The organism is Vibrio sp. J1-1 (genome assembly GCF_021728395.1).
In the GTDB taxonomy this organism is placed as follows: Bacteria; Pseudomonadota; Gammaproteobacteria; order Enterobacterales; family Vibrionaceae; genus Vibrio.
In genome coordinates, this window is sequence record NZ_JAKKCM010000001.1 from 133,506 (window position 1) to 146,803 (window position 13,298).

Consider the following 13,298-nt stretch of genomic DNA (forward strand, 5'->3'; position numbering starts at 1 on the left):
TGCGATGCATAAAACAAAAGCCAGTAGATTTGAACTACTGGCTTTTTAGTCTTATATCAAGCCTCCCCCCTAGAGAGAGTGCTGTAAGTGCGCCTTGATCGATACTCTCATCCGTTTTGCCTAACAACACTATATCGCTGTCTAGTAACGCTATTCTATATGGGTTACATTTTTAAATGACCCACGCCTAACTGTTTTGCGTAGCCAGTTAGGTTAAGCTGCTGGCAAGGATCCCCATGACAAATAAAAAAGTATTAATTCTCTTTGCTCACCCTTCACAACATCGATCTGAAGTGAATATAACGCTATTTAAAGAAGCTCAAAAAATACATGGCGTAACATGTGTTGATCTTTATGGTGAATATCCACGATTTAATATCAATATCGATCGTGAACAACAGCGTCTCCGCGACCATGACATAGTGATTTTTCAGTTTCCTTTGTATTGGTACTCTACCCCATCGATTCTAAAAGAGTGGCAAGATCTGGTTTTAGAATATGGGTTTGCTTACGGCACCGATGGCTCTGAGTTGCAAGGCAAAACCATGCTTTGCGTGCTTTCTGCCGGCGGCAAAGAAGAAGCCTATAAAGCGGAAGGCTATAACCATTTCACGATTCGTGAGCTGCTGGCTCCTATTGAACAAATGTCCGCTCTGACAGGCATGAACTACGTCGCCCCTCTTGCGATGTTTGGAGCACGCACCGCAGCAGAAGAAGGCCGGATACCTCGGCATGTTGAACGCTATAGAAAGCTATTAACCGCATTGGTTGAAGATAGGCTTGATATTGATGCTGCCGCTTCGCTGATTAAACTCAACAGTGCTCTGCCTGAACTGATTAAGGAAGCCTCATGACAGGAATATTTTTACAGGCTTTTGTCTACCTTTTTGCCGCAGTCATCGCTGTACCGCTCGCCAAGCGGTTTGGTCTTGGTTCCGTCTTAGGGTATTTAATCGCGGGCGTTGTCATCGGCCCTATTATTGGTTTGGTTGGAGAAGAAACAACGACCATCCAGCACTTCGCTGAATTTGGCGTCGTGATGATGTTGTTCCTGGTCGGCCTGGAACTCGAACCTAAAATGCTTTGGGCAATGCGTAATCGCTTAATGGGTTTAGGTGGTCTGCAGGTGATTGGTACGACAGGCGCTATCATGGCGATTGCTTTGTACTTTGACCAGCCATGGACCATTTCGCTAGCGATCGGTTTGATTTTTGCCCTTTCTTCCACGGCGATCGTATTGCAAACTTTCAGCGAAAAAGGTTTAACGAAAAGTGATGGTGGGAAAAACGCGTTTTCCGTACTTCTTTTTCAAGATATTGCCGTTATCCCAATGCTGGCTTTCATTCCGCTTCTTGCATTACCTGAACTCGTGGAGCTCGCTCAACAAACCGCTCAAACAGCAGCTCAGCACCACGACGATTTAAATCTCGTCGCCGATTTACCAGGCTGGGCGTACGGGCTAGTGATAACCGCTTCGATTGCTATCGTCGTTGTTGGCGGACACTATTTGAGCCGTCCTCTACTCAGTTACGTTGCCAGCTCAGGGCTGCGCGAAATCTTTACCGCCACCGCCCTGATGTTAGTGATCGGTATAGCTGCACTGATGAGCTTGGTTGGCCTATCACCTGCGCTGGGAACCTTCTTGGCCGGAGTAGTGTTAGCCAACAGCGAGTTCCGCCATGAGCTTGAATCCAACATCGAACCATTTAAAGGGCTATTACTGGGCTTGTTTTTTATCACCGTTGGCGCGGGAATTAACTTTTCCGTTTTGTTTGGTGAGTTCTGGTTAATCTTGGCGCTGACTCTCAGCGTCATGGTGTTAAAAGCCTTAGTGCTGTTTAGCCTCGGGATCATCTTCCGTGTTAAAGGCAGCAACCGCTGGTTATTCACGCTGAGCTTGGCTCAAGCCGGTGAGTTCGGTTTTGTACTACTCAGCTTCTCAGTACAAAACCACGTGATCCCTTATGAGTTATCACAAACCCTGTCTCTTGTTGTCGCGATATCTATGTTCCTGACGCCAGGACTGTTTATTTTGTTTGATAAGGTCATTCTGCCTCGATTCGAGAGTCAGTCCAATCAACGAGAAAGTGACACCATTGAAGAAAAAGGAACGGTAATCATTGCAGGAATCGGGCGCTTTGGGCAGATAGTTAATCGCTTATTGGTGTCCAATGGAGTCAATACCGTGGTGCTGGACCACCAAGCCGATCAAGTTGATAACTTACGCCAAATCGGTACTCGTGCTTATTTTGGTGATGCAACTCGACCGGACATGCTGCATACCGCTGGTATCGAAGAAGCAGCAGCATTTGTCGTCGCTATCGACAACCGAGAAGCCAGTGTTGAGTTAGTCAAATACGTAAAACACACCTACCCCAAAGTAAAAATTCTCGCTCGTGCTTTCGACCGCGGCCATGGTTACCTTTTGAGGCAGGCGGGAGCAGATATCATTGAGTCAGAAACTTATCACTCTGCGCTTGAAATGGGTGGTCATACAATGAACGTTCTTGGAATTCACCCTTTCTATGTCGAACAGCAGAAAGCAACCTACAAACGCGTTGAAGAGCGTAAGTCAGAAATGTTGTACAAAGCGTGGGAAGACGACTCGGAAGGGAAACGCTTTGATAACAACTATCGCCTTCTATTTATTCAGTTAGAGGAAAAAATGGCGGAGGAAATGGGTAAAGACCGCCACGATAATCTTTCTCGTTCTGAGCGTGGTTGGACACCGCCACCAAAAGAATATGCTGAGACCTTTGAGGGGGAAAACGTTCACGAACTGCACCTTCCCAAGGAAGAAACCTAGTAAGTTGTTAAACAAAAAAACCTCCCTGATTTAGGGAGGTTTTTAATATTTAGAACACCACTACACGCTACTAGAAGTCGAAATCACATAAGATCATTCATTAATATCTCATATTCTTCACTCGCTTCCTCGACTAAATGAGAAAGCTCTCTAGCGTCGGAAACCGCAAGCTTTAACTGCCAAGGCGCTGCATTTTCTTTACCACAAATACACGTCTCGCTGCCACGGCTCTCAAAAGACAAATCGTCAAACGCGGTCGAATGACACTGTTGAAGTTCGACGATTTCGACTTTTAATTTACCGACAGGGTTTACTTCTATATGCGCGTGTAAATCCGGGCGTCTGGATAAACAATAGTCTCGATGAACTGCAATCATAGCCGTCTCCTTGTGCCTGCCGATTCAACAATAATTGTAGATGAGCTAATGTGACCGATAGGTGAAATAATGGTTAAGATTGATCTGTCTCATCAGATCAATCAAGTTTTCTCCCAAACAAAAAAACCGGCATGAAACTCTCCGAATCCGCGGGCAATGAAAGCGAAAGTCTGGCTGCGCCTGTGATTAAACCGGTAAGTATGAAAAAGCTACTCGCTGAACTGGTATAAATATCACATTTCTCAATGCTTCCCCAAAATGCACAATATTTCTCCGAAATGCAAAGTGTCGACGCGCTGAAATCTTTAAAGTCATCTATCAGAACCATCTTACAACGGCGTTCTTAGGTTTCTTACCTAATGAACCTCAAATAACAATAAGGAAACCCTATGTCTGACTTTAAAACTCTACCAAAGCTAATCACCGTTGCTGTCGCACTGGGGCTAGCAGGTACTGCGACTGCTGCTAACACTAAAGACAATCTACAAATTCAGGACAGTGGCATTAAGTACACAAAAAAAGCAGAATCCATGCTTAAGAAGCTTAGCCTCAGTGAAAAGTTGGATATTTTATCCGGACCGGGTATGGATTTAACCACCTATCAAGGCCAGGACGCGATCAATCTCGATCCTGAAAAAGATGTGACAGGTGTAGCAGGCTACATCAACGGTGTTAAAAACAAGAAATTGGATATTCCGGCAGTGAAACTTGCTGACGGCCCTGCTGGTTTAAGGATTCAACCATTACGTGATGGTGACAGCAACACGTATTACGCAACCGCGTGGCCAATTGGCTCTTTGCTGGCTTCGACATGGGATACCGAACTGGTTCAAAAAGTAGGTCAAGCTGAAGGTAACGAAGTCAAAGAATATGGCGTCGACTTTTTGTTAGCACCAGGCATGAATATTCAGCGTAACCCACTTCTTGGTCGTAACTTTGAGTACTATTCTGAAGACCCAATCTTATCAGGCAAAATCGCAGCGGCGATGGTGAACGGGCTTCAATCCAATCAGATTGGTGCAACAATCAAACACTATGTCGCGAACAATGCGGAAACCAACCGATTTTTCAATAACACGGTCGCCGATCCGCGAACCCTACGTGAAATTTATCTGAGAGGTTTCCAGATTGCCGTGGAAGAAGCGCAACCATGGGCAATCATGAGCTCATACAATCTTGTCAATGGTACATACGCTAACCAACGTAAAGATCTAATGACTGATATCCTCAGAGGAGAATGGGGCTTTAAAGGCTTGGCGATGTCAGACTGGTTTGCCGGCAATGTATCTGGACTAAGAAGTGATTTCACTGGCAAAGTTGAGGGTGGTCGCGACATTGAATCTGCAGCCAAGCAAGTGAAAGCTGGCAACGATTTGATTGAACCAGGTGGTGTAAAAACGGATCTTCTTAACTCTTATAATAACGGTACGCTGACACTAGAAGAGATCGATAACAGCGTTGTGGCAATTCTCGCGCAAATACAGAAAACCCCTTCTTACAATAACTACAACTACTCCGATGCACCGGATCTCGACTCTCACGCTGAATTGGCAAGACAAGCTGCTGCAGAGGGTATGATTCTGCTTAAAAACAATAATGGCGCACTTCCTCTTGCATCAGGAAGTAAAGTGGCGCCATTTGGTACTACACAAATAAATACCTTTAAAGGCGGTACTGGTAGTGGTGATGTTAATGCCGCTTATATTCAGAACATCGCTAGCGGATTAGCTGAACAATTTGACGTCAATGATGGTTTAGTATCGTTCTTTAGCAATTATTGGGATACCAATAAGGTACCTAACCCCGCTTTATTCGCGACTGGTTTTGTCATTGAAGAACCTTCGGTTTCGGCAACACCGACACTACAAGATTTGATTGCTGCCGCAGCAGAGAGTGATGATGCGGCTGTTATCACCATTGGCCGCCAGGCTGGTGAAGGCGGTGATCGAACTGCAACTCGAGGTGATTACCTCCTAGCAGATGAAGAACTGGAAATGATTGATGCAGTCTCGGCTGCGTTCCACGCTCAAGAAAAACCTGTCACTGTCGTACTTAACGTAAATGGCGTTGTTGATACCACAGAATGGGCAGATAAAGTGGACTCTATCGTTCTTGCCTACATGGGTGGACAGGAAACCGGTAATGCAGTCGCTGATATACTGTCAGGTGCAGTCAACCCAAGTGGTAAACTTGCGCAAACGATGCCAGCAAACTACGCAGATGTTCCATCAGCAGATACGTTCCCAGGAGCAGATACCGATGGGGACGGTCTAGAAGATGAATCTCTATATCACGAAGGTATTTACGTCGGCTACCGCTATTACTCTTCGTTTGATAAGGCTCCGGCATACCCATTTGGTCACGGCCTGTCATACACTAACTTCGAGTACAGCAACCCATCGATTGTCTCCAATACGTTGACCAACGGTGGTGCATCAGGCTCTATTACCATCAGCGCCACAATTACAAATACCGGTAGTGTGGCTGGTAAAGAAGCGGCTCAGGTTTACGTAAATGCACCAGAAGTGAAGCTGAAAAAACCAACCATCGAGCTTAAAGCCTTCAATAAGACAGATCTGTTGAACGCAGGTCAGTCTGAGACATTGACTTTCAATATCCCAGCTCAGACCCTCGCTAGCTTTGATGCGGAAAACAATCAATGGATCGTTGAACCAGGCGCTTACACCGTATATGTCGCACCGTCTTCAGATGTAACTGGTACCGAAGCACCATCAGTACAATTTACTGTGAGCAGTGAGATTGTTGTAAGCCAAACAACCCCGAATGCGCTTGCATTAGAAGAAGGCGTCACAAAAGAAGATCTTCTGACTATCAAAGAGTAATTCACGTTTACCGATCAAAGCCCGAAATTTTATTTCGGGCTTTTCTTTTTTAGATCTTATGTTGTTCCATACGTTACCTATCCACATCAATCGATCATCAGAAGTAAGAATCTGATCTCGATTCCTATTTATTCACGAAGTAAAATATATTTTTAGCAGTAGATCACTAATTCATTTCATCATGAAGGAAAAGTAGTAAAAGAGATATACCATGTTAATAGTTGGGTTTTGTTCATTTATAATCGAAATAAAAGGACGAATAATGAATGGCAGTGTCTCTAATGTATTAACATCTACAATGCTTCAACAGCTATCTGTATTAGGGCATGATACAGAAAAAGTTATACAAAGTTGTGGTATTAACAAGTATGAACTCAATAAAAAGAATGGAAGAATCTCTTCGGCTGCTCATTATGCTCTTCTTGAAACGTTTATGCCTTACCAAAAGCGATTCTTTAAAGATTCAGGGTTAGAGGGGATGTATGCATTATTCCCTGATTTATTTAGTTTATGTATTAACGAGTCTTCTGCAGAATCGGCCATGAGTAGCTATATTCAGTACCGCGCCGTCATTGGCAATTGCGATCGGTGTGAAGTACAAGTAGATCAAGATACGATGAAGATAAAATATATCGATACTGGGCCAAATAAAATGATATCCAGTGCATTATCAAACTTTGTCTTTATCCGTGAAATTATTAGCCAGTATATTTCAGATGGGAAATACTCTGTAGGCTTAACTCATACGAACTTTATTTCGCATCAAACAGCAAATGAAAAGCTCGACACTAAGTGCTTGTTTGGGCAAAACGAAAACTACTTAATTGTAAAATCTCAGCAAATAAACAAAAGAAATGCCTTTTTTAACGAAAATCTTTATAGGCTTCAAAAAATAAATTTAGAAAAAGTAAATAGTGAAATTAATCAAAGTAAGTTTTCATTTATTGTTGAAGATATTGTGAGTTCTTTAGTAGCTGAACAACTGGTTTTTTGTGATCAAAAAATTTTGGAAAATGTTTGCGAAAAATTAAAAATGAGTCGCTGGACACTGAATAAGAAGTTAGCGGTAGAAAACATGTGTTTTACCGATATTTTTAATAAAGTCCGTTTAGATAGAGCCGTCAAACTTCTCACAGAAACCAATAAGAGCATGAACGAGATCAGTGAACTGACTCGATTCTCTTCTCAATCGGTATTTTCCAGGTTTTTCCGTACGCACACCAATATGTCACCTAACCAATACCGAAAACAAGCTCGGCAAGCCTAAGCTAAAGTACGATGCTATTGTTCTAACAAACCAAAATACTTGGGTAGCTTGTTTAACGCCTTGATAAAGCGACGTTAAACAAGCTTAGAACACTACAACTGAGCCAAAAGTAGCATCGAGGACTTGGCCGGTACCTTGATCTCATCTTGGGACGAAATTGAGTTTCCAGTCATCATATCTAACCAGTTTCCTTCTGTTGCAAGCGACAAAGACTGTGGACGAGATGATTTGTTAAGGACCACAATACCTTGGTCACCCCGCTCTAATACCAGCATGTCGTCGTTACCTTCGAGAACCGTCATAGGTTGACCATGAACGGCGTTATGGTACTTAATCATGGTGGCCATCCGAGGATCACTCCATGCATCTTTCCATCTTGGTTTGCCATTTTTACCTTTAATGCCGCTGGTGTCTAAATCGGTGTAAACCAGAGGAACACCACCATCTCGACCCAATATATACGCATACGCCAGCCATTCGTCTTCTTCATCCATAACTAAGTCGAGGAAAACGTCGTTATTTGGAATGTCATGCGTCACGGCAAAAGTAATCGCTCGCCCCGGAGACAGTGCCTCACCGAAACAATACGGGTCAATTAACGACTTAAAACTGCCGTTTTTAGAAAACGCTTTAAAAATGGTGGTAAACAACGGGAAGTCATAGGCACCTAGGCGAGTTTCTTGTAAATATGGCTCAAGAAACAGCTGATACTCTTCTACGGTCGCCCCGCCATCTGTAATGATCTCGCCAAAAATGTGCACATCTTGAGTAATATCGTCGGTCCAGACTAGCTTAAGATGCTCAAGGGTCATATGCTTGGCCGCATCAATACGAAACCCTTTCACACCGATCTTTTTCAGTGCTTTTAAATAGGCTCGTTGCTGCTCAACAACATGATCACATACACGCAAAGTCGGTAAACCGGGATCCGCTGGTCCTCCAGTAATACGGCCATTTTGTACTTGCCATTTGTCTTTCCAGTTCTTAATGCCGAACGCTTTCACAAAATCTTTTTCAGTGAATAGCGGCTCAGATAGGTCACCAAACAGCTTGAGCTCTTGGTATTTCTCTGGGTTCTTTTGGTATTCCTGTAAAATTTCTTTGCTTGGGTATTGCAGATCTTGGCGCTTATGCGCTTCATTCGCCATATGATTGAACACAACGTCTGCGTACACGAGTACACCAAAACGTCCTAGTTCATTAACCATATGGATAAAGTCTTGAGTGTTACCAAGGGCATTGTCGATAACACGATAATCTTGTGGTTGATAGCGCTGCCACCAGCGTTCATCGTTCACGCTTTTCATTGGTGGAGAGACCAGAACAGAACCATAGCCTAGCTCATGGATCTCTTTTGCACGTCGGGCAATGTCAGCATACTTCCAATCAAAAGCATGCAGAATCACATTCGCACCAGATGATTGTATTTCCTGTAAGCCACTCATGTTTTTTCTCCTACTAGCTTCCACTTACTCATTGCTGCTTGTTTGGTTTTCGATTCACAGTAAGCGGATTCAATAGTAAAAATTATAAGTGCTATCGCTAGGAGCCCCTCACCCTTTGAGGTTTTACTCAAGGATGAAAATAAAGGCGTACCCCCTACTCCTTTCCCACACATAAAGGCTTACTTTGCACTTTACCGTGTGACAGCTCTTATAATAACGCTCCCCTAAAATACGTAATCCTTTGTTTTATAATCAAATTACAATCATATAAATACAAAGCTCACATACTCCCTCATTTCACTAATCTTGATAAAACAAGCATTTCCAACCCTCTAGATAACAAAATTTAAATAAAATGATTCTGGACACTGGATCACATTCGGGGAGAAAGAAAACCGTTCTCAAATAGAGAAAACAAGCACAATTCAAGCCAAATAACCCAATAAACAGCAGTTTTTCTTATCGCGTTGTCGAGCAATGCTTAGAGATAGCCGCAGAAAGAAGCTTTAAATAGAGAATCAAATGTAAGGAGAGACGGTTGTAGTAGGCGCGTACTTCCTCAGAAGCCCTAAGGAAGTACAGAGTACCTAAATACAGGTTAAGTTGTTAGTCAGCAACATAAATTGCCAACAAAGCTGTCGAGTATGTTAACAAGCTAAGATGACCCTTTATTTACTGCGACAGGTATAATTTATAAAGCGAGTTTTAATATCTCCACTGCATCCTCCGGCGTGACGTCTTTATGCTCACCCATTGCCAACATACCGTGTAGAATCAACTTGTCTTGAACGGCAGGAATATCTTTCTCACCTAAACCGTATGCAGATAGCGTGGTGGGATTCCCCATTAAGGCAAAGAACTCTTCTGTTTTTTGAATGGCAGCATCAATCTGCTCATCTTCTGTTCCTGACGTGATGTTGAATACACGCTGAGCATATTGCAGCAATTTGCCTCGTTTTTGTGCTTTTTTATATTTCCACATTGCAGGAAGAACGATCGCTAATGTCTGCGCATGATCCAATCCATACAGTGCGGTCAGCTCATGGCCAATGGCATGCGTTGCCCAATCCGTAGGGACACCACACTTCAGTGTTCCATTGAGTGCTATTGTCGCAGTCCACATTAGATTCGCACGGACTTCGTAATCGTTTGGTGTTTCAAGCGCCAGTGGGCCGTCTTCTAGCACATTGAGTAATAGACTTTCTGCAAATCGATCAGAGACTTTCGCATTCACTGGGTACGTCAAATACTGCTCCAAAATGTGAACAAAACTGTCAACCGCACCATTCGCAATTTGTCGTGCTGGCAGAGAATACGTGGTTTCAGGATCAAGGATAGAGAAAGACGGGCGAACATGCTCTGAGCCAAACGACAGCTTATCTTGTGTTTCTGCACGGGTAATCACGCCGTTTCTGTTCATTTCAGATCCTGTCGCGGGCAACGTCAGAACACAGCCTAACGTTAAGGCATTTTCTACACAGCTTCCCCCCGTCGCGATGATGTCCCAGTAATCGCTTTCATAACAGGCGGCAGCACTGATGAACTTACTGCCATCAATAACGGAGCCACCACCTACAGCAAGAATGACATCAATGTCTTGTTCCTTGGCGATTTCAACCGCTTTCACTAATGTTTCGTAATGTGGATTAGGTTCGATTCCACCAAACTCAAACACGGTGTAGCCATCGAGGGCAGCCATCACTTGCTCGTATACGCCGTTACTTTTGATGCTGCCACCACCGTAGGTGATCAGAATTTTGCTACCGAGTGGCACTTCTTCTGTAAGAGTCGAAATTTGACCTTTACCGAAGTGCACTTTGGTAGGGTTGAAGTAGGTAAAGTTGTTCATATTACGTCCTGGGAATCGATGTTTTTTTGACTATCGATAAATCGTCAACGATTCAGGCACTACAGTCAAGGGCAGTCGGCATTGATATCAATATGAATACTAACTTTTCAATCAATTGAAATATGATAGAGTTTCAACAGCTTTACATAACGTTAACGGAGTAATAATGCAGTACGATGTGATTGTTGTCGGTGCAGGATCGATGGGTATGTCCACAGGCTACTTTTTAGCTAAACAAGGGAAAAAAGTACTACTTCTTGATGCTTTTGATCCGCCCCACTCACACGCCAGTCATCATGGTGAAACCCGCATTATCCGACATGCATACGGAGAAGGTGAAGAATACGTACCATTGGCATTACGAGCGCAAGAACTTTGGGGTGAGTTAGAACAGTTATCAGGCAAATCTTTATTCCTCAAAACGGGTGTTCTTAATATTGGTGATGAGCGCTCACCTTTTATCTCGATGCTTATTGCCAGTGCAAAAAAACATCAGCTTCCGCTTGAGATTTTAAGTGCTGAAGAGGCAAACCAACGCTTTGAAGGCCTTAACCTACCACCAGAATATATCGGTTGTTTTGAATCCACTTCGGGTGTTTTAAGAGTCGAAGATTGTATTCAGGCATACCGTGATCTCGCCCTTGCTCACGGGGCAACACTGCTTACACACCATAAGGTATCTGGCATTGAACTCCTTGATGAGGGCGTCAGCGTTACAGCAAACGGCAATACATTTCAGGGTAAGAAACTGGTTGTCTCCGTTGGTGCATGGTCAAACGACCTGCTGGATATGCTAGGCGTAAGCTTGCCAATCAGTCCGATTCGTAAAACATTTGCTTGGTACAACGCACCAGAAACCCTTTATGGAGAGGGGACTTTCCCTGCATTTTCCTTTGTAACTCCAGAGGGTATCTATTACGGATTCCCAAGTATTGATGGCGCAGGATTAAAAATAGGTCGCCATGATTTAGGTGAAGACCAAGATCCCAACGCAGACATCACGCCTTTCGACAACCAAGCAGATTCAGCAGACCTTCAACAACTGCTAGATAAACACATGCCCCACGTTGAATCGCTGAAGTTTGGTAAAACCTGCATGTACACCCGAACGCCAGATGAAAACTTCATTATCGATAAGCATCCAGATAATGACAATGTCGTGCTAGTGTCTGGCTTTTCCGGGCATGGATTCAAATTTGCCAGCGTGATTGGCGAAGTTGTCGCGGATATAGCGATTGATAAACCGGCTAAGTTTAACCTGTCTCTGTTCTCAGTTGACCGGTTTAACTAATTCTGCCGCGACAGCAACAAGTTGGGCCAATGAAGAAATATGGTTATCTCGCGCAACCATATTTCTTTTTAGTCTGTCTAATATCGACATCAAAAATTACCGACATCCAATCGGGTGACATCTTATCCCCCTGTCTGTCCTCCACCAAAAACTTGAAATATTTTCATATACAACATGATCAAACTGAGATTGAGCTGATGGGGTGATAGCGCGACTATTCAGACATCGAGGCATGTTAATGTCTTGTTTCAACGTCGAGGTAAATAGATGTCAGTTCAAAGCAATATAAATCCTATCACCACACCTTTCTACGCCGATCAGGTCGGCAGTTTACTGCGCAGTGAAACATTAAAAAAAGCACGCTTACAAAAGCAGAGCAACGAAATCAGCGCAGAGCAACTCATTGAAGTTCAAAAACAAGAGACCCGAAAGCACGTCGAGAAACAGAAGCAAGCGGGCCTTAAGGTAATTACCGATGGCGAATACTCTCGCGCTTGGTGGCACTTTGACTTTTTAGAAGGATTGAATGGCGTCGAGGGTTATACACCAGAGACACCACTTAACTTTAAAGGCACCAAACCTAAGACTCACAGCATCAGAGTTATCGATAAAATTAGCTTTTCTGATCAGCACCCATTCCTTGCTGACTTTGAATTCCTAAATTCATTGCTGGATCCAAAAGAGCACGTTGCCAAGCAAACGATACCTAGTCCGAACATGCTGTTTCTACGTGCCAAAAACACCGCGAGCTACTATAACGAGACGAACAACGAGCTCTTTATCAAAGACTTAGTAACTGCGTACCAAGATGCGATCCAAGCCTTTTACGATAAAGGATGTCGCTACCTTCAGCTCGATGATACCGCATGGGCGTCTTTCTTCTCAGAAGACGGCGTTGAAGGGATCAAAGCGCTTGGATATGAAACCGAAGAGCTACTTGATATTTTTGCAAATCTCTTAAACGAGTCCATCAAGAACAAGCCTAAAGATATGCTGATTACCATGCACATCTGTCGCGGCAACTTTCAGTCTACCTACTTTGGTTCTGGTGGTTATGACGCTGCCGCTGAAACGATTTTCGGCAAGCTAAATGTCGACGGCCTGTTTCTGGAGTTTGATGACGAGCGTTCTGGTGGGTTTGAGCCACTTAAACACGTCACAAGGAAAGATTTGTTTATCGTACTCGGTTTGGTGACGTCAAAATCACCTGAGCTTGAACCAAGTGAGTACATTCAGTCACGTGTTAAAGCAGCAACTCAATTTATTCCACTCGAACAACTGCGTTTAAGCCCGCAATGTGGTTTCGCTTCTACAGAGGAAGGCAATATCCTTACGGAAGACGACCAGTGGAACAAGCTTAAACACGTTGTAGAAATCGCTGAACAAGTGTGGAACTAACTATCGTCAGCCTGGCTAGGTC

Annotated in this window: 9 protein-coding genes; 6 read left to right on the plus strand and 3 right to left on the minus strand. The window is 43.7% G+C overall.

Features of this window, described 5'->3' with window-relative positions; all coding sequences use genetic code 11:
* The first annotated feature begins 236 nt into the window (after positions 1–236).
* Together L3V31_RS00600 and L3V31_RS00605 are read left to right on the plus strand one after the other, a co-directional pair.
* Complete coding sequence (locus tag L3V31_RS00600; RefSeq protein WP_237313780.1) at positions 237–854, plus strand: NAD(P)H-dependent oxidoreductase; 618 nt, start codon at positions 237–239, stop codon at positions 852–854.
* On the plus strand, positions 851–2,806 hold the full coding sequence (locus tag L3V31_RS00605; RefSeq protein ID WP_237313782.1) for a monovalent cation:proton antiporter-2 (CPA2) family protein: 1,956 nt from the start codon (positions 851–853) through the stop codon (positions 2,804–2,806). The genes L3V31_RS00600 and L3V31_RS00605 overlap by 4 nt, the downstream gene beginning before the upstream one ends.
* An 83-nt stretch (positions 2,807–2,889) precedes the next feature.
* On the opposite strand, the gene L3V31_RS00610 is transcribed toward L3V31_RS00605, so the two are convergent.
* A complete protein-coding gene (locus L3V31_RS00610) occupies positions 2,890–3,183 on the minus strand; it encodes a hypothetical protein (protein WP_237313784.1) in 294 nt (97 codons plus the stop codon).
* Positions 3,184–3,572: 389 nt separating this feature from the next.
* Between L3V31_RS00610 and L3V31_RS00615 the strand changes: the two genes are divergently transcribed.
* Both L3V31_RS00615 and L3V31_RS00620 read left to right on the plus strand, forming a co-directional pair.
* Positions 3,573–6,026 carry a glycoside hydrolase family 3 C-terminal domain-containing protein gene (locus tag L3V31_RS00615; RefSeq protein WP_237313786.1) on the plus strand — a complete coding sequence of 818 codons (2,454 nt, stop codon included), beginning with the start codon at positions 3,573–3,575 and terminating at the stop codon, positions 6,024–6,026.
* Between the two features lie 262 nt (positions 6,027–6,288).
* Positions 6,289–7,293, plus strand: coding sequence for an AraC family transcriptional regulator (locus tag L3V31_RS00620; protein ID WP_237313788.1), 1,005 nt, complete (start codon positions 6,289–6,291; stop codon positions 7,291–7,293).
* 92 nt (positions 7,294–7,385) lie between these two features.
* Here the strand turns inward: L3V31_RS00620 and L3V31_RS00625 are convergent, their stop codons facing one another.
* The gene (locus L3V31_RS00625) at positions 7,386–8,738 is read right to left on the minus strand and encodes an alpha-amylase family protein (protein WP_237313790.1); all 1,353 of its coding nucleotides are present in this window, start codon (positions 8,736–8,738) and stop codon (positions 7,386–7,388) included.
* Positions 8,739–9,429: 691 nt separating this feature from the next.
* Complete coding sequence (locus L3V31_RS00630) at positions 9,430–10,587, minus strand: iron-containing alcohol dehydrogenase (RefSeq protein ID WP_237313792.1); 1,158 nt, start codon at positions 10,585–10,587, stop codon at positions 9,430–9,432.
* Positions 10,588–10,753: 166 nt separating this feature from the next.
* Here L3V31_RS00630 and solA point away from each other — a divergent pair, with 166 nt between their 5' ends.
* Together solA and L3V31_RS00640 are read left to right on the plus strand one after the other, a co-directional pair.
* Positions 10,754–11,878 (plus strand): N-methyl-L-tryptophan oxidase, encoded by a 1,125-nt coding sequence (gene solA, locus L3V31_RS00635; RefSeq protein ID WP_237313794.1) that lies wholly within the window; start codon positions 10,754–10,756, stop codon positions 11,876–11,878.
* A 267-nt stretch (positions 11,879–12,145) separates the two neighbouring features.
* The gene (locus L3V31_RS00640) at positions 12,146–13,276 is read left to right on the plus strand and encodes a 5-methyltetrahydropteroyltriglutamate--homocysteine S-methyltransferase (protein ID WP_237313797.1); all 1,131 of its coding nucleotides are present in this window, start codon (positions 12,146–12,148) and stop codon (positions 13,274–13,276) included.
* Positions 13,277–13,298 lie beyond the last annotated feature (22 nt).